At 57.7% G+C, this 16329-nt stretch carries 15 protein-coding genes and 1 pseudogene; 5 read left to right on the forward strand and 11 right to left on the reverse strand.

Annotated elements, in window-relative coordinates; all coding sequences use genetic code 11:
* Nucleotides 1–501: 501 nt before the first annotated feature.
* From F8C90_RS07965 to F8C90_RS07980, 5 genes and pseudogenes are all read right to left on the reverse strand, one after another.
* Nucleotides 502–1938 (reverse strand): APC family permease, encoded by a 1437-nt coding sequence (locus tag F8C90_RS07965; protein ID WP_158049988.1) that lies wholly within the window; start codon nucleotides 1936–1938, stop codon nucleotides 502–504.
* 37 nt (nucleotides 1939–1975) lie between these two features.
* Nucleotides 1976–2458: a GntR family transcriptional regulator gene (locus F8C90_RS11250; protein WP_246155860.1), complete on the reverse strand. Its 483-nt coding sequence runs from the start codon at nucleotides 2456–2458 to the stop codon at nucleotides 1976–1978.
* A gap of 102 nt (nucleotides 2459–2560) precedes the next feature.
* A pseudogene (locus tag F8C90_RS11425) lies at nucleotides 2561–2743 on the reverse strand (GntR family transcriptional regulator); the annotation flags it as partial.
* 12 nt (nucleotides 2744–2755) lie between these two features.
* Nucleotides 2756–3832 (reverse strand): phosphotransferase enzyme family protein, encoded by a 1077-nt coding sequence (locus tag F8C90_RS07975; protein WP_158049990.1) that lies wholly within the window; start codon nucleotides 3830–3832, stop codon nucleotides 2756–2758.
* A gap of 5 nt (nucleotides 3833–3837) precedes the next feature.
* On the reverse strand, nucleotides 3838–5157 hold the full coding sequence (locus F8C90_RS07980) for a class-III pyridoxal-phosphate-dependent aminotransferase (protein ID WP_158049991.1): 1320 nt from the start codon (nucleotides 5155–5157) through the stop codon (nucleotides 3838–3840).
* Between the two features lie 542 nt (nucleotides 5158–5699).
* On the opposite strand from F8C90_RS07980, the gene F8C90_RS07985 reads away from it, so the two are divergent.
* The 4 genes from F8C90_RS07985 to F8C90_RS08005 all read left to right on the forward strand — a co-directional run bounded on the left by F8C90_RS07985 (nucleotide 5700) and on the right by F8C90_RS08005 (nucleotide 10772).
* Nucleotides 5700–6017 carry a multidrug transporter gene (locus F8C90_RS07985; protein ID WP_158049992.1) on the forward strand — a complete coding sequence of 106 codons (318 nt, stop codon included), beginning with the start codon at nucleotides 5700–5702 and terminating at the stop codon, nucleotides 6015–6017.
* Between the two features lie 718 nt (nucleotides 6018–6735).
* Nucleotides 6736–7833 carry a DNA cytosine methyltransferase gene (locus F8C90_RS07990; RefSeq protein ID WP_158049993.1) on the forward strand — a complete coding sequence of 366 codons (1098 nt, stop codon included), beginning with the start codon at nucleotides 6736–6738 and terminating at the stop codon, nucleotides 7831–7833.
* Nucleotides 7834–7837: 4 nt separating this feature from the next.
* Nucleotides 7838–8896 carry a DUF4928 family protein gene (locus tag F8C90_RS07995; protein ID WP_158049994.1) on the forward strand — a complete coding sequence of 353 codons (1059 nt, stop codon included), beginning with the start codon at nucleotides 7838–7840 and terminating at the stop codon, nucleotides 8894–8896.
* Nucleotides 8897–9455: 559 nt separating this feature from the next.
* Nucleotides 9456–10772, forward strand: coding sequence for an IS30 family transposase (locus tag F8C90_RS08005; protein WP_158049996.1), 1317 nt, complete (start codon nucleotides 9456–9458; stop codon nucleotides 10770–10772).
* Nucleotides 10773–11291: 519 nt separating this feature from the next.
* On the opposite strand, the gene F8C90_RS08010 is transcribed toward F8C90_RS08005, so the two are convergent.
* Nucleotides 11292–12572 carry an L-cysteine desulfidase family protein gene (locus F8C90_RS08010; RefSeq protein ID WP_158049997.1) on the reverse strand — a complete coding sequence of 427 codons (1281 nt, stop codon included), beginning with the start codon at nucleotides 12570–12572 and terminating at the stop codon, nucleotides 11292–11294.
* Nucleotides 12573–12633: 61 nt separating this feature from the next.
* The gene (locus F8C90_RS08015) at nucleotides 12634–13077 is read right to left on the reverse strand and encodes a hypothetical protein (RefSeq protein ID WP_158049998.1); all 444 of its coding nucleotides are present in this window, start codon (nucleotides 13075–13077) and stop codon (nucleotides 12634–12636) included.
* Between the two features lie 376 nt (nucleotides 13078–13453).
* On the opposite strand from F8C90_RS08015, the gene F8C90_RS08020 reads away from it, so the two are divergent.
* Nucleotides 13454–14365 (forward strand): DMT family transporter, encoded by a 912-nt coding sequence (locus tag F8C90_RS08020; RefSeq protein WP_158049999.1) that lies wholly within the window; start codon nucleotides 13454–13456, stop codon nucleotides 14363–14365.
* Between the two features lie 15 nt (nucleotides 14366–14380).
* Here F8C90_RS08020 and F8C90_RS08025 read toward each other — a convergent pair whose 3' ends face one another.
* From F8C90_RS08025 to F8C90_RS08040, 4 genes are all read right to left on the reverse strand, one after another.
* Complete coding sequence (locus F8C90_RS08025; protein ID WP_158050000.1) at nucleotides 14381–14683, reverse strand: hypothetical protein; 303 nt, start codon at nucleotides 14681–14683, stop codon at nucleotides 14381–14383.
* Nucleotides 14684–14820: 137 nt separating this feature from the next.
* A complete protein-coding gene (locus F8C90_RS08030; RefSeq protein ID WP_158050001.1) occupies nucleotides 14821–15093 on the reverse strand; it encodes a hypothetical protein in 273 nt (90 codons plus the stop codon).
* Nucleotides 15094–15195: 102 nt separating this feature from the next.
* On the reverse strand, nucleotides 15196–15900 hold the full coding sequence (locus F8C90_RS08035; protein WP_158050002.1) for a thiamine phosphate synthase: 705 nt from the start codon (nucleotides 15898–15900) through the stop codon (nucleotides 15196–15198).
* A complete protein-coding gene (locus F8C90_RS08040; protein WP_158050003.1) occupies nucleotides 15897–16328 on the reverse strand; it encodes a thiamine-binding protein in 432 nt (143 codons plus the stop codon). Before F8C90_RS08040 ends, F8C90_RS08035 begins: the two co-directional genes overlap by 4 nt.
* Between the last annotated feature and the right edge of the window lies 1 nt (nucleotide 16329).

Below are 16329 nucleotides of genomic sequence, written 5' to 3' on the forward strand. Positions count from 1 at the left end.
TTATCCATATGCGGTTATTGCCTTTCCACGAATCCTAACTTCAGCAATTAAGATTCTAGGCGATAACCGCTTCCTGCTTTCTACGGACAGGGAAGCGGCCCCTTACACCAACATTCGGCACGCGATCTAAAAATAGCCGCCGGGTATGCTCGGCGGCTATTGTCTGGACAGTATCTTCGCAAGCTAATTAGTTCGAAGCTGCGCGCTCAGTGCGTCTCATCAGCAAATTCGTCTTGTAAGGAAAGCTCGTCGAATGCGCTTTCTTGCAAGGCCGAGCCTCGCGCTTCTGATCTTCTTGAAGTGTTTCCTGATAATATGCTCGCGTGCTGCGAGAAAGAAGGCTGGCAAACATCGCGTCTCCTATCATCTGATTACCAACTTGTTTTGGAGTCGACTCCTTCGTTGGCAAGGAGATTAGCACATGGCTACGCGATGTTTCCCAAGTGTTTCAAGTTCAGACCATTTACGTACCAGTTCCTTGAACCTGCTATCGAGTTCCCGTTATGCAGCGGATTGGCCGGAAACCAGAATGGCGAGATTGCTGAAATCGGACGGGCGGTTCTTCTTCATACGCCCAGCGATCGCCATTCCGACAAGGTAGGACAGAGGGATGAGTGACCCCATCACCAGCGCCGACGTCATGTCCCCCGTCAGATCGGCGAAGTTTGAGAGCACAACAGAGGCGACGAAAGCGAGGCAGGCTGCGGCGACAACCGGTGCGACCAACGTGCGCCAAATGCTGGCTCCGTGCACAACGCGGCGGAAGAACGCGGCCACCGATACGGAGGTGAGCATCTGTAAGACAAGCAGGCCGAGCGTTGCCGTGTTTGCAAACCATGCGTATACCGTCAGCGGGTCAAGGCCGACAATCGTCACGATTGCGAGCAGGGCGAACGACACGATGCTAATGGACATCGAGGCGTTGGACGGGGCGAAATGCGTCTTATGAACCTCACCCAGGCAAGCGGGGAGGACCTTCACCCTCGAGAGCGTGAAGGTGTAGCGGCTCGCAACGTTATGAAGCGCAAGCGCACAGGCGAACAGGCTCGTTACAAGCAGGCACTGGAAGACGTCGTAGAGCCATTGGCCCACATAGAGCGCGGCCAGCTCAAGCGCGTAGGCATCCTGAGTTTTTTGGGCGAAGGCGAGCGCGCTGTCCGCCCCGGCGCCCATGACTAGGCACCATCCGCTGAACCCGTAGAAAAGCGCGATGAAGGCAACCGCGATGTAGGTTGCGCGGGGAATCGTCTTCTCGGGATCTTTCGCCTCGTTGCGGAAGACGGCAGTTGCCTCGAACCCGATGAAGCCAAAGAACGCCCACATCAGCCCCAGCCCAGGAACGCCGCTGAGGAAATTGCTCGGGGAGAAAGGAACGAGGCTGAGCCCTTCGTTTCCTCCCGTTCCAATGATGGCGACGTCCAGAATGGTGACCGACAGCACCTCGAGGACCAGAAATACGCCGAGAACCTTCGAACTGAGATCGATGTTGCGGTAGCCGAGAAACGCGATTGCCGCCCACCATGCAATCGCGCATACCCACCACGGCACCTCAATCGCCGGGGCGAACAGCGCTATCGTGTTTGCCGTTGCGTAACCGAGATAGGCCAGTACTGCGATGCAGATCAGCACGTAGGAGAGCAACGCCATCGTCGCCGCGCCGAGCCCCATTGTTTTCCCGAGCCCCGCCTGAATGTAGGAGTAGAAAGCACCCGCATTCGGCACATGCCCGCTCATCTTGGTGAAGCCGACCGAGAAAAGAAGAAGAATCGCTCCCGTCGCAAGGTAGTAGACGGGGATGCTGTTATTCTCCGTGTAGGTCATGACCAGCGGCTGCGTGCCGGCGACTACGGTCAACGGCGCGGTTGCCGCGACAACCATCAAGACGATGGAAAAGACGCCCAGCGTCCTTTTGATTTGAGGGGAAGATTGGGTTTCCATGATGCCAACGCTCCTTTCGTAATGTGATGACAGGTTTCTATTCGAAATCGTTCTCGACGATGAATTTGATTCGGTCCGCGCGATACAGGTCGCGGGAGTGTTCAATCGGCGCGCCGCTTTGGTCGAACGCCGTCGACACGGACTTCATGAGGGGCGCGCCGTCGATGACTCCAAGAGCTTCAGCGTCGGCCCCTGAGGCGAGCACCACCTCGAGCACCTCTGAGATCCGTTTGATCTTCACGCCGAACTCGCCTTTCATCAGCCCGTACAGCGATTGGGTGAGGTCCTTCTCCAAAATCCCCTCGAATTTCTCACAGGGGAGATACGCGCACTCGAGGACGATGTCTTCGCCGTCTGCTTTCCGCAAGCGGCGAAGTTGCAGGACATCCGAGTTTTCGGGAAGCGCAAGGCATCGGGCGATGTCGTCGTCCGCCCTGACGCGCCGCGCTTCGAGTACCACACTCTCGGTCTCGCATCCCCCGAGCGCGATGGACTCGTCCACTCCCTGGGGAATTCCCATTGGATGCGGGACTGCGGGACGTGCGGCTGCGTCCTCTGTCCGCGAATAGAGACACCAATAGGGGTTAGACTTGCTCACGAAGGTCCCGCTGCTGCGTCCGCTGCGCGTCTCTAGCTCGCCTTCGTCGCGAAGGATTCGAAGCGCTGCGCGCACAGTTGCTCGGGAAACCTGCAAAGCGTTCGCCAAGTCTCGCTCTGAGGGGAGCTGGCCCCCTTCACGTGCTTTGCCGAGCCGCACCAAACGGCGGATTTCCTCGGCGGTTTTCCTTGTCGCCCAGCCCGGCATCAGGTACCTCCTTTAAGCCACGTTGGAAAGGGAACTCGCCTCGCGAGCCATTTCGAGGACGCGCGGGAGGTACTCGTCATGCAGGAAGGCAAGCGCGATTTCCCGCGATTCGGCGACATAGCGGTCTCGAATCAGTCCCGCCCAAATGGTCTCCTTGCGCTTCTCGACCCAAGCGACCAGTATGAGCCGGCGCGCGATGAGCATCGCCGGAAGGTAAGCGAGCTCGCTGTCGGGAACGACTCCTCCCGCTGACCGATAGCCGCGCAGGTAAGCGAGAACCATGGCTTCGATATCGGGAGACGACTCTTCGAAGGAGAACGAGCACGCCATGTCGAAGAGGAACCACCCTTTCTCGCAGTCGTCGAAATCGATGACTTTGACCGTGCCGTCTTCCCCTATGAGGAGGTTGGACGAGCGGAGGTCGGTATGGACGAGCCCGAAGTTGTCGGCCGTTTTTCCGTATTCCGCCATCTCGCGAAGCATCTTTGTCTCGGCGGCTTCGAGTATCTCCTTGAGCTCCGGCGTTACCTCGGGGGTGTCCCGCCAGTCTCCGAAGTCGGATTCCGAGCCAACGATGCGATCCTCGTCCCACACGATTCGCTCGAACCATTCGGGACGGCGCCACGAGAGGGAACTCGCGTGCAGGGACACCGCCACGCGACCGATCCTTTCCATCGAGGAGGCGAGGCCGCTTTCGGAAGGTTCCTTCCCATCGAGAAACTCGAAGAGCACGGCATATTGCTCGGCGCCGTCTGGGTTGGTGAACGAGCAGAGCTTGTCGCCTTGGAAGGTTGGATATGCCCTCGCAACACGAACTGCTCCCTCGTCGGCGAGCGCATCTATCCAGGCGAGCTCGCTTTCGATCAACTTCTTTTCGCGGTAACCTGGCCGATGCAGCCTCAGGACGAACCGCTGGGGATCCGGTTCTCCATTCGAGTCTGTCGAAGATTCGACCAGGTACGTTGCGTTTTCGGAAAGGGAGAGCTGCCTCACCGCGGCATCCTCCAAGCCCCAGTGGGAAAGCGCCTCTCGCGTGTAGCCCGCCCAAGAAAGGTCGGGGTTTGCATGGCTTTCGTTTAATTGCGTCATCGCGATCACCCCGCCAGCTTCATCTCATGAGTCCAATCGGCGCCGGCGTCCTTCTCGATTTCCCCATCGAGGACGTTCAGGGCGTCGTCGATGGCGTCGAGGACGAAGTTCGCCTGGTCGAAGGGGAGAAGGAGTCCCGATTTGAACTGCAGGACGGTTTTGTCGAGGGTCGAGAAGATTGCCCATACGCCGCGGTCGTACAGGAGCTTGCAGAACCTCACGGCGGGCTCGTCTTCTCCTTGGAATTTCAGTCCCGCGATGGTGCCGTCGTGGCGGACTTCGATTAGCGACGGGTGCTTCTCGAGCAGCTCGGCGAATCGCTTGGAGTAGAGCGCGTCGAGCGCCTTGACGTGTTCAACCGTCTCAGCCCGGCGGGTAATCTCGATGGTTTTAAGGGCGACGGCGCATCCCAGGTCGGACCCGCCGAAGGTGGCCATGTGCGCGAACCCGTCCTCGTAGAGCCATTTTGCGGTGCGCTTGTTTAAGATGGTCGCGGAAATTGGGTAGATGCCGCCGGAGAGCCCTTTCGACATCACCACGATGTCGGGGGTGATCCCGTGATGCTCGAAGCACCAGAAGTCAACCGTTCGCCCGAGTCCAGTCTGCACTTCGTCGGCGATGTAGAGCGCGCCGTGCTTTTCGCACAGCGCCTTGACCTGGTCGAGGTAGCTGGGCGCCGGCATGGGGAAGCCGTAGGTCGCCGGTATGGTTTCCATGATGACTGCGGCCACGTCGTCACCTGAAAGGGCGCGCTCCATGGCGTCGATGTCGTTGAAGGGGACGTGCGCGAACTCATCGGGGCGGCTGCAGTTGAACATCTTCAGGAAGCGGTCGTCGCCAGTTGCGATGGACAGGCCGGTATGCCCGTGATAGGCCTTGATGATGGAGACTATCTTCTTGCGTCCCGTGGCGAAACGGGCGCTTTTGATGGCGACGTCGACCGCCTCGCCTCCGCAGGAGCCGAACACCACCTTGTCCATGGTGTTTCCCGGGACGGTTTCGATGAGGGCTTTCGCCAGGGCGGCGCGCCCTGAGGTTGCGAAATGGTGGTTTCCGACGTCGACTCGGTCGAGAGCGTCTTTCAGCGTATCGACGATCTCGGGGTTGCGATGCCCCAGATTGAACGTGCCGCCGTTCAGGTGCATGTCGATGAAGGATTTTCCGTCGATGTCCTCGAACACGTATCCCTCGCGTTTTCCGATGACGAGAGGGATCCCCTCGTTGACCCAGAAATCGGTCTTGTCGGGATTCCAGTACTTCCGCGCTGCGTCGAGGACTTCCGCCTTATCCGCGAAACCGTACATCGGGTAGTCGTTGCAATTCATGCGCTTGTCCTGCCTCGCTCGTTTTCAAACCAAGGGAAGACGACGACTCCGGATTTCGCCGCTTCGATAGGTGGGAGTCTAGGCAGGCAATATTGCGAGCAAGTAAAAAGGAGGTTAACGTGCGTCCGCGCATACCATTTTCAGACCAGCGGGACAGCAGCGTGGTATGCATCTGGTTCTACCTGGTTTTTGACGGCCTTGCCGCAACGACAATCGCAGCTGCGACGTGGACCCTTTCAGGGGGGCGATGACGATGGACGACGCAAAGCTCGCTTCAAAGCCTGTTTCGCAAATCGGCTTAGCCTTATGTAGATTTTTGCGTGCGAATAATGGGATCATTGCTTCGTAAAGCGAATGACATTGCTCGCGCTTGGCTGCAAGAATGACGATAGGGGATAGTGTATTCTGCGATTAGGTCGCGAAGAAATGTGGGCGGGATGCTCTAGTTTTTAACGTCCCCTTCTTCGTTTAAGAGGTGCTTGCGGTATCCATCCGGCATTCGATATGATGCTTAAATCGGCGCAACGGGAACGGAGGGAAGCATGGGGGACGTGTCGGAGAGCGATTGGAAGCTGTTCCGCGAGAGGCTTCCCAGGTGGCAGGAAAGCTACATGGAGAAGCTTATCGGCGAGTATATGGAGATGCTCGGCGGCGAGGGCCTCGCATCCGAGAAGTTTTGGGCGCTGGAGAAGCGCGTAAGCGAGGACAAGAGGCGCTCGGGCGTGTTGATCGAAAGGATGAGCCGCAGCACGATGCATCGTGAGATCGCCCTTTTGGCGCGGGACGGCGTTATCGCTCCCCGAGATCTTGAAGGCTTCACCGAAGACGTTAGGCGTCTCGCCCAAAGCTATTTCCAATGAGAAGGGTTGAGCTTCTCTTTCCACTCGGATTATGAGGAAGGGGTGGGGCGGCGCGGCGCGGCGCGGCGCCCAACGAGGTACCTTTGTGACGGATATTTTCAGCGATGGCGTTAAGTTCTGCGATGCAGCTCGGGGAGGGGGGTAGCGGCCTCGACTGCGATTGCCGACGTTGGCTAGGATGTCGAGATTGCCCGGTGAGGGGTAAATTGGGTCAGCTTCCTTCCGCTTCTGATTCACTTCTTTCTGTTCTGCTTGGTATCCAATAGGCACCTTGTCTCTTCTCGTAAAAAGTACACCGTTGGCACGAGATTTTGGCACGAAAACATAGGTACCCCACGGATAGGGCCTCGGATTGGGAGTCGGTTACGGGTTGACAGCTTCCTATCGAAAAGAAACCCCAGGTTGCAGCTTCAAGCAATCTGAAAGCGCTTCTCTATCCTTGCAAATTCCTGGAGACTGGCCCGACGAGATTGGTTGGTGAGTGAATACAGGTAAGGCTCATCACAACTTTGGATACTATTAGTTGGCAGAGAGCTATTTCGTTGCATCGCCGAGTCCTGCTGAGTGTTATTCGGGTTTCAAGGATTATGTTTGGTGTGCTCTTTGGGTGACAACATGAAAAGCGGTTGATGAGTCTGTTGATAAGAAACGTATTCGTCAAAAGGCGCTTTATCGGCTATCATGTCTGCGTTAGGTTTAAGGCGATATTAGGGTTTTCATGGCTAAGCAAAGCGGACAAATTCGGGCTCTTGAGTTTTTTTCTGGTATTGGACTAGCTCGTGCTGGAATGAGCGCTGCTGGGATAAAAACCGTGTGGGCCAATGACATCGACGAGATTAAACGTAGATTATATGCTGCTCAGTGGGGCGAAGATGACCTGGCTTTCGGCGATGTGTTCGACGTAGATGCTGATACGGTCCCTGAAGCCGATGTCGCTTGGGCATCGAGTCCCTGCACTGATCTCTCGCTTGCAGGCAAGCGCGGTGGTCTTGCTGATGGGCCAGAATCAAGGGCTTTTTTCGGATTTGTTGATGTTATCGAGCACATGGGAAATCGCTCTCCCCGTGCAGTGGTTCTTGAAAATGTTTGCGGACTTTCATCATCTCACGAAGGCAGTGATTTTCGCACTGTTGTTATGGAGTTCAATCGACTTGGATATTCAGTTGACGCATTTGAACTAAATGCTCGAAGGTGGGTTCCGCAGTCGCGCCCGCGTTTGTTCATTGTCGGCGTTAAGGATCCTATCAGTGGCGGTGAGATTGACACCTCTATACGTCCTGATCGGGTTGCTTGGATTCATGCTGATCCCGAATTAAAGACACACGTCACGCCAGTCGAGAAGGCACCGGCACTTCTTTCGAGTGGTTTTACGGACATCACCGAAAAGCTAGCTGATTCCGATCTTCGGTGGTGGGACGAGAAGCGATGTGGGGCATTCATCGATTCTCTGAGCGGTATTCAGCGAGAGCGATTTGAGCATCTGAGGAATGCGAATGAAATGGTTGCTCGGACGGCATATCGTCGTACTAGAGCGGGAAAGCCTGTCTGGGAGATGCGCGAAGACGATATTTCCGGCTGCCTGCGTACCGCCCGGGGCGGTTCCTCCAAGCAGGCTGTCGTGTTTATCGGCAAGGGGAAAGTACGTATGCGCTGGATGACCGGGCTGGAATACGCACGATTGCAAGGCGCAAACAACTTTAACCTGAAGGGTTTTAAAGAGTCGCAGATTCAGTATGCTTTTGGCGATGCCGTTGCGGTTCCAGCGGTGACGTGGATCATGGAGCAAGCCGTATTGCCAGCATTGAAGAGGGGCTGATTCCGTGACCAATAATGATAAAAATGATGTTGTCGACTTGGCTCTCAACGCAGCTGTGGATTGGTATGAAGGAAAGCGTAGCAAGAAGGGTAATGTCAACACAAATATTATGTGTGTTGGGCTTGCTGTGGCGGAGCTTCTAAAGAACAGCTTTCCCTTAACGGATAAGATTGTAAAATCCGAAAACGATAGCCAGGTTCGCGGGTTGAGCGGATCTATGGTGTCGCGTATCTTGAAAGATAACGGCGTGGAGCAGGAATTCACGTCTGAAGGTGGAAGAACGTCCCGAGGATCACTTCCTGCGGCGCAGGAGCTGGCGGGCATTCTTAATGGACTGTTTGCTGAAGGGCTGATGGAGAAAGACCGCATCATGGTGGCCAAGGGGCTACAGAACTATTTCGTGCGGTGCATCCAAATAGACTACTTCGCTAAGCAGCGCATGAAGATAGATATAGACCCAAGTAAGCCCGTTTCAGCTATCGTTGCAGATATCTTGTGTGCAGCATATACTCGTCCTGATCAACCAACCGGAATTGTGGCACAGCATCTCGTGGGCGCAAAGCTGGAGCTGCGTTTTCCGAATCTGGATATCGGTCGCGACAAGGCCAACGCCGCAGATCAGCAGACGAATCGTCAGGGGGACTTCCAACTAGGCAGTACGGCATTCCATGTAACGGTGTCGCCGATGCAAAAGCTGGTAGCTCGGGCGCAGGAGAACATCCGGGAAGGCTACAGGCCAGTCATGCTTGTGCCATACGAAAAGGTTCAGTTTGCCACCGGCCTTTTTGAATCCGAGGGGTTAGACAGCCGTGTTGGCGTTCAAAGCATCGAATCGTTTGTTGGAACAAATATCGAAGAAATGGGCGAATTTAGCTCAAGCAGTATACGTGAGTGCATTGCCCGTTTAGTCCGACGATACAACGAGCGCATCTATTATTGTGAAACCGACAAGTCACTTATGGTCGAAGAGCCTGAATGGATGATTGGAATCGTAGGAGAATGGGACGCTTCCAAAAGATGTTATGCTCTCATCTCCTCCAGCGAATGTGATGCTGGCGATTAGCAGACCGTCCAAGGCATATTCTTTCGCGCGCTAGTATGGCTGCTCTTCATCAAGGATAAAGCTCAGCAAGGTTGGGGTTGCTGGTGATTATGATAGATATCGCTAGCAACTTTAGCCGATTTAGCCGTTGGCTGCGCCCAATGATTAAAGCAATCATGCAGACGGATACTCAGAAGATTCAAGCTGGCTATTGGCAACATGAAGAAAAATTCCTTTCGCCGTCTCATTTGACATTATTGCAGACTTTGCAACCCTTGATGTACCGCCAAGCCGCTCATATCCCGCACACAAGCGAGAAATGCCATGCATCGATTCCAATGCTAAACGCATGATGAAAACAGCACGAAAAGGCAGCGATTCCAACACTAACCGCATTACTCCGCGTCACCTGCGCAAATACGTGCATTTGAGATTGAAATTAACCCATTGAAAGGGCTACCTTAATTCTTATCTGAAATGCTCGTTCTGTGCATTTAGTCTCGGAAAGAAGCGGTTCGCCTCCCGAATCCCATCGGATACCATCGTTCCAGCGGCATTCGGGCGAGGGGAGGTGGAGAGAATGCCGAGAAGCAAGAACGGGCAGCTCACCCAGGGGGACCGCATGGCGATCGAGCAGCAGCTCAAGGACTGCCGGCCGCTGCCGGAAATCGCCAGGGGGCTGGGCGTCGCGCCGTCGACCGTGGCCCGCGAGATAAAGCGCAACGGGGTGTCGTCGAGCCCGAGCTTCCTGTCCGTCGAGACGCGCAACATATGCCTGAGGCGAGAGGCGTGCTCGAAGAGGGACGTGTGCGGCAAGGGCTGCCTGATGCCGTGCCCGACGTGCCGGACGTCGATGTGCAACAAGGTCTGCCCGGATTTCCTTCCGGACCAGTGCCCGTGGCTCGCGAAGCCGCCGTTCGCGTGCAACGGCTGCAACAGGCGCTATGGGATGGGGTGCGGCTACGAATACCGGTTCTACGACGGCAGGATGGCCCACGAGCACGCGCAAAAGCGGAAAGTCGAGTCGAGGGAAGGCATCGACGTCACGCCCGAGGAGCTCGAGGCGATGCGGTCGATCGTCGGGCCGCTCATCAAGAAGGGGCAGAGCCCCGAGGTCATCTGGGCCACCCGCGCCGGCGAGCTGCCCGTGTCCCTGAGCACGTTCTACCGCTACGTCGAGATGGGGGTGTTCGGCGACATCATCGGGCTGGACTTGCCAAAGAAAGTGCGATTCAAGCCAAGGAGGAGACGCGCCGACGAGACCCCGGTTCCCAGGCATGACCTGGAGGGGCGCGCATACAAGGACTTCGAGGCCCTTCCGGATGACAAAAGGATGGACGCCGTCGAAATGGATTGCATGGTAGGAAGGCGCGGCGAGGCCCGGGCAATCCTAACCCTGCTGTTCAGGCGATTCGGGTTCCAGCTCATGCTGTTCCTGCCGAAACACAACCAGGAGGAGGTAGGCAAGGCGCTCGACATGGTCGAGAGGCTGATCGGCCTCAGGGAATTCAAGAGGCTGTTCGGCGTCATTCTCACCGACAGGGGGTCGGAGTTCTTGGACTACGGCGCCATCGAGAAAAGCTGCACGTCGAGGGGCTCGCGCTGCCGCGTGTACTACTGCGATCCGATGAAGTCGGGCCAGAAAGGCGGCTGCGAGAAGAACCACGTCGAGCTGCGCAAGGTAATCCCCAAGGGCTCGTCGTTCGCCAAGCTGACCCCGGCGAAGCTGTCGGTGGTGTGCTCGCACGTGAACTCGTACGGGCGTCCGCAGTTCGGCGGCGCGTCGCCGCTGCAGCTGGCCTCCCAGGTCGTGCCGGCCGAGCTTCTGGACGGCCTGAGCATAGGGCTCGTGCCCGCCGAAGAAGTCATGATGAAGCCGGGGCTGATCGAGCTTTAAGAAACGGAAGAGCAGGAAACCCGAAGAGAAAACGGCCCGAATGCCATCGAAAACCGCATACCGAGGCAAAAACGAGCAACGGCCCCGCGCTCACGGCGTGCATTTAGTCTCGGAATCGCAAAATGAGGGGTCTATCTGGGCATGCGCATCTTCATATCCCGCACACAAGCGAGAAATGCCATGCATCGATTCCAATACTAAACGCATGATGAAAACAGCACGAAAAGGCATCGATTCCAACACTAACTGCATTACTCCGCGTCACCTGCGCAAATACGTGCATTTGAGATTGCAATTAACCCATCAAAGGGACTATTGTCTTGATTGACGATAGTTTACATAATCTCGATTATCACGAATTGTAAAATGCAGAAGGGGAATCCTGGCGGTTGATTGACAGGACAAAGTCAGCATTTCGCGTAGCCTGGATTTTTGTTGCAGCTGGGGCCGCCTGGGCTTGCAGGTTGCGAATCGCTTTCCGCAACCTGCAAGCCCAGGCGGCCTCGAACTATTAATCGGCTATTCGGAGTCGATCATGATGCGCAAGATCTCGCGATCGGTCTCCCTCATGCCCTCGCGGGCCATGCGGCTCACGTTGCGGATGGTCTCGTCGACGCCCATGGTGACGATTCCATCGCCCGCGTAGAACTCGTTTCCATTCTTGAACAGGCGATACCCGAACACGCCCGACTCGATGGCCATTGCGATCTTGGCGGCGCAGGAAGGCTTCGCGCCGTCGCAGACCATGCCCGACACCGTTCCGAGTGAATTGACGATCGTGTGCTTGATTTCCTCCATGCGTCCACCGAGGAGATATGCGATGCCGCATGCTGCGCCGGTGCCTGCGCTCACGGCTCCGCAGAACGCGGACAGGCATCCGATTCCCGATTTCTGATAGATGCTGATAAGGTCGGACACGGCGAGCGCGCGAAGCATCTTCTCGCGTGGGATGTCGAGCGCGCGGGCATACACCACGATGGGGACCGAGGCTGTGATGCCCTGGTTGCCGCTGCCCGATACGATGACGACCGGCATGGGGCATCCACCCATGCGCGCGTCGCTGCCGGCTGCTGCTGCGGCCTTTGCCTGCGTGAGCAGGTCGTCGGGGTAGGCGTCGGACGCGTAAAGCTTGCCGACGCGCCCGCCCCAGTCGTTTTTGAGCCCCTCGCACGAGATAGCGTAGTTGTAATCAGCCTGGCGGCTGAGCATCTCTTCCACGTCGGCCAAATCAACAGTGTCGGCGAATTCGAGGATGTCGGCAACGTTGAGGAGCTCGGTCAGCGCGTTTTCCCCATCGCTTGGGTCTTCGGTGCGCGTGTCCTGGAGAATCTCGCCGTCGCGTTCGACGAGAACCACGTTCGTGTGGTTTTTCGCCATGACGACGCGCGCCGACCCGCCGTTGTCGCCAAACACGCGCACGTCGATGTAGAAAGGCTCGCTCGTGTCGGCAAATTCGACTCGGATTTCGTGTTCTTCCAGATAACGGGCCATGTAGGCGCGTCCGTCGTCGTTGAGCCCCGAGAGCACGTCGAGCCCCTTGTCGGCGTCGCCCGCGGCGATACCGGCCGCAACCGCGGTCTTCACGCCATGCTGGCCGCCCGTGTTCGGAACGGTGACGCTATGGACGTTCTTGATAATGTTCCCGCTGACGGAAATGGATATGCGCTCGGGCTCGCTGCCGAGCACCTGTGCCGCCTTCGCCGACGCAAAGGCGATGGCGATAGGCTCCGTGCAGCCTGTCGCGACGATGAGCTCGTCTTCGAGAATCTGCACATAAGCTTTGTAGGTTCTTTCGTTCATGACGGCTGTTTCCTTCTTGCTGCTCGCTTGTGTGGGCTTGTCCTTGGCGCGATGGGAAGGGTTAGCGCAGTCCTGCCTCGTGAACCACCTCGTAGATGAGCGAGAACAGCGATCGGTCGACATCGAGCGGAAGCGTGCAGCCAGGCCCGAAGATGAGCGCGCCGCCATCGTTTTGCGCGAGCGTGTCGTTCGTCGCGCCGAGTGCTCCGAGCTTGCCGGCGTCCTCGGCCGAGGTGATGGGGTGCGAATGGAAGACGCCGTCCCACTTCTGCGGGTTCGTGGAGAACTCATAGTCGGCGCCATATGCGACGGGCATATAGTTTCCGCAGGTCATAATCTTGATGAGGTCCCAATGTCCAGCGGTTGCCGTGTTGACGGTTTCAGCGTAGAAATCGTCGGCGACAGGGTCTGCCAAGGGGAAATGGAACCATCCCACGATAGGGAGCTCTTCCCCGAGCTTCTTCGTCTCGACTTGCTGCTTGATCAGTTCGAATCCAGTTGGCATCAATGCCCCTTCCCGCGATATCCTGAAAACCGATATGAATAACGGTCGCACCTTTCATCATATTTCATTTCCGCTTATAAAGCGACGGGTTTGGGATAATTCAATTGTCGGAAACAATGGGGGTTACCTTGGGGAAAGCGACTGCCCAGCTATCTTTGTGGTGGAGAGGCAGCGGCCGTGCGTCGGTTTGTCCTGCGGCGGCGTTGAGGTTGCAGGGCTCGCCATCGCCCGTGGTGCGTTATTGGCGGAGGGGGGCGAAAGGATTGTGCCCGACTCCGCCTCGCCGACTGTCGCTGCATCGTGTTTGCGCTGCGCCTGGCTTGCTATAATGCCGCAGACAAACGATTCACGATTGGTAAGGACCCTTTCGAAAACTATGCAAGAAGCGATACTCTCCCTAAACGCGCGAGGCCGCGCCAAAGGCCATACCCTCGCCTTCCTCACCGTGTTCGTCTGGGGCATTACGTTCGTGTCGACAAAGGTGCTGCTCACCGTCGTGACTCCGATAGAAATCCTCTTTTTGCGATTCTCGCTGGGCTTTCTCGCGCTGTGCGTCATCCATCACCGCATAACTCCCTTCATGGGCGCGCGCGTCGAGGCGCTGTTCGCGCTGGCGGGTGCAACGGGCGTGACGTTGTACTTCTTTATGGAGAACATCGCGCTCACCATGACGAGCGCCTCGAACGTCGGTGTGATCGTCGCCATCGCACCCCTGTTCATCGCGCTCATTGCCACGTTTGTCACGCGTGAGGAGCGCGTCGGCGTGAAGTTTTTCGCGGGCTTCGTGATGGCGATATCGGGCATCGCGCTCATCAGCTTCACGGGCGCTGCCGCAGGTGACGCGGGGCTTGCGGGTTGCCTGCTCGCCGTGCTTGCGGCGCTGGCCTGGGCAGTCTATTCCACTATCGGCAAGCGCATTGCGAAGCTGGGCCTCTCGACGGTTGCCACGACAAAGCGCACGTTTGCGTGGGGCCTTGTGTTCATGCTGCCGTTTTTGCCGGTGATGGGCTTTGGCCAGGGAGCCGAGGGCGCGGGTCTTGCGGGACTTCTCGATCCTGTCATGCTGGGCAATCTGCTGTTTTTGGGGCTGGTCGCATCCGCCACCTGCTATGTCATGTGGAACAAGGCGGCGTCGATTGTCGGCGTCGTGAGCGTGAGCGCTTACCTTTACCTTACTCCCGTGGTGACAGTGGTCGCGTCCGTTATCGTGCTCGCCGAGCCTCTCACCTGGCAAATCGTGCTCGGTGTGGCGCTTACTGTGACGGGCCTCGTCTTGTCGGAGCGCTAGGGGGGCTCCTCCTCGCTATTCGAAGGGGTGCGACGTCAGGTGCCACCCGCCGCAGTATTCGCAGCGATAGATTTCAAGGCCGCGCGTCCCGCGATCCTCGCACCATTTGCGCGCTTCTTCGGCTTCGTCCCTGGTTGCGTAGCGATTTTTCTTCTCGCATGACTTCCAGCGCATCGCTGCATCATGATCGGCTTCTCGCTTTTGCTCGCGCCGCTTCTCGTTTGCGAATAGGCCGTCCAATCCCCCAAGGCCGTTTTCGAGCTGCGATTTGAAATCGGCCACTTCGCGTGCCCGCGCCGATCGTTTCTTACTTCCCATGATTATCCCCCGTGCCTGCATTCCCCGTCTGGCCTTCCATTATCGCATGCAACTCAAGTCGTGCTTGCGATATAAAGCATGCCGCCCGCGAGCTTCAAGTTCGCGGGCGGTATTCGGAAGCTTGCGGGTTTCAAATGCTATTCCCCAAGTTTGGACTTGAACTTCCAGTAGCCCAGTTCCTTCGCGATTTCGGTGCCTTCCTCATTGGCCTCACCGAGCCACACCTGGATGGTCTCAATGCGGATGGTCTCCTTGAAGCCGGTCGGATCGACCTCGACGCGCTCGTCGAAGAGGTTTCCGGGCGTGAGGAAGCGGGACACGCGTGCGAGGGCATCGTTGAGGTTGTCGAACGTGTAGGTGTACACCGCATCCGTGCCATGGAATTCCTTGATGCGAACCATGTAAGTCATCGCGTGCCCCTTTCGTGCGCTGCGTTGCGCGTTGCTGCTGATTAGAAACCGACAGTATATCGGCTTCGCCCATTATACCCTTGCGGGCGCTTTGCGGCTGACTCAGCTCGCCTTCGCTTCCCGCCATGCGCACACCAGCTCGCGCGCCGCCGCCTCTGGATCGCTCGCGCCGCAGACGGCGGACACGACGAAGAAGCCGTCGACGCCCGTTTGCGCCACGAGGGGGATGTCTGCCACCTTCACTCCCCCGCCGACCACGATGGGGACGGGGCTTGCGATGGCGAGTTCACGCAGGTCATCAATGCTTTTCGTGATGATGGTGCCATCGGCTGCGAGTCCGCAGTCGCGCTTGGTGGGCGTTTCGTGCAAAGGACCAACGCCCAGGTAGTCCACAAGGCTCATGTCCGCGGTCTTCACGTACTCAAGCATCTCGTCCGCGCGTGCGGAGAGACCCACGACCGCATCGGGGCCGAGGAGCTTGCGGCACGCTTCAACGGGAACGTCGGACTGTCCGACGTGCACGCCGTCGACCTTTACGCCCGTCTCCCGCGCGGCGAATGCCACGTCGAGCCTGTCATCGATGAGCAGCGCGACTTTCTCGCTCGCGCCCGCGCGCTCGATGGCGCGTGCTGCCTCGTCGGTGCAGGCCATGAGCTCGCGCGCCGAGCACACCTTCGAGCGCACCTGCACGCAGGTGAACCCGGCCGCAAGCGCCGCCGAAATCACATCGCCCACGGGACGGCCGCACGTGTTCTCTGGGCCAATGACCAGGTAGGACGAAATATCGAGCGCATCTCTCATGCTCATGCGCGAACCTCCTTGTTTTCGTTGGCTGCGAACTTGTCGCTTGGATCGTCGCTGCCGTTAGGGTTGCTCCCGTTGGTCTTGCTGCCTTCGCCGTTCGGGTTGTCTGCATCCTGCGCACCCTTGTTGCCCTCGCCGTCAAGAAGGGCATTCACGCGCGCCACCTTCTCGTCCATCATGCGGGAGAAGCCGGGGCGCACGTCTGCCTTCAAGATGACCTCGGTGCGAATGCCCTTCTCGGCAAGCACGAACGTTGCGTCGCGCACAACGCGCATGACCTCGTCCCATTCACCCTCGATCTCGGTGAACATGGAATAGGTCCTGTTCGGAAGGCCCGACTCCCGGATGACCTTTACGACCTCGGCGACCTCGGAGGACAGCTCGTCTCCCACGCCGAAGGGTGCGATTGCCACGGCGATGAGCGTGTTCATG

Source organism: Ellagibacter isourolithinifaciens, from assembly GCF_008831035.1.
GTDB classification, from domain to species: Bacteria; Actinomycetota; Coriobacteriia; order Coriobacteriales; family Eggerthellaceae; genus Ellagibacter; species Ellagibacter isourolithinifaciens.

Bases quoted from the DNA above. Each gene is read 5' to 3' on its own strand.
- F8C90_RS08030 (WP_158050001.1), bottom strand. From the start codon at position 15,093: ATGACTTACATGGTTCGCATCAAGGAATTCCATGGCACGGATGCGGTG.
- F8C90_RS08005 (WP_158049996.1), top strand. From the start codon at position 9,456: ATGCCGAGAAGCAAGAACGGGCAGCTCACCCAGGGGGACCGCATGGCG.
- F8C90_RS08015 (WP_158049998.1), bottom strand. From the start codon at position 13,077: ATGCCAACTGGATTCGAACTGATCAAGCAGCAAGTCGAGACGAAGAAG.
- F8C90_RS07965 (WP_158049988.1), bottom strand. From the start codon at position 1,938: ATGGAAACCCAATCTTCCCCTCAAATCAAAAGGACGCTGGGCGTCTTT.
- F8C90_RS08010 (WP_158049997.1), bottom strand. From the start codon at position 12,572: ATGAACGAAAGAACCTACAAAGCTTATGTGCAGATTCTCGAAGACGAG.
- F8C90_RS07980 (WP_158049991.1), bottom strand. From the start codon at position 5,157: ATGAATTGCAACGACTACCCGATGTACGGTTTCGCGGATAAGGCGGAA.
- F8C90_RS07985 (WP_158049992.1), top strand. From the start codon at position 5,700: ATGGGGGACGTGTCGGAGAGCGATTGGAAGCTGTTCCGCGAGAGGCTT.
- F8C90_RS08035 (WP_158050002.1), bottom strand. From the start codon at position 15,900: ATGAGCATGAGAGATGCGCTCGATATTTCGTCCTACCTGGTCATTGGC.
- F8C90_RS08020 (WP_158049999.1), top strand. From the start codon at position 13,454: ATGCAAGAAGCGATACTCTCCCTAAACGCGCGAGGCCGCGCCAAAGGC.
- F8C90_RS08025 (WP_158050000.1), bottom strand. From the start codon at position 14,683: ATGGGAAGTAAGAAACGATCGGCGCGGGCACGCGAAGTGGCCGATTTC.
- F8C90_RS08040 (WP_158050003.1), bottom strand. From the start codon at position 16,328: ATGAACACGCTCATCGCCGTGGCAATCGCACCCTTCGGCGTGGGAGAC.
- F8C90_RS07975 (WP_158049990.1), bottom strand. From the start codon at position 3,832: ATGACGCAATTAAACGAAAGCCATGCAAACCCCGACCTTTCTTGGGCG.
- F8C90_RS11250 (WP_246155860.1), bottom strand. From the start codon at position 2,458: ATGGGAATTCCCCAGGGAGTGGACGAGTCCATCGCGCTCGGGGGATGC.
- F8C90_RS07990 (WP_158049993.1), top strand. From the start codon at position 6,736: ATGGCTAAGCAAAGCGGACAAATTCGGGCTCTTGAGTTTTTTTCTGGT.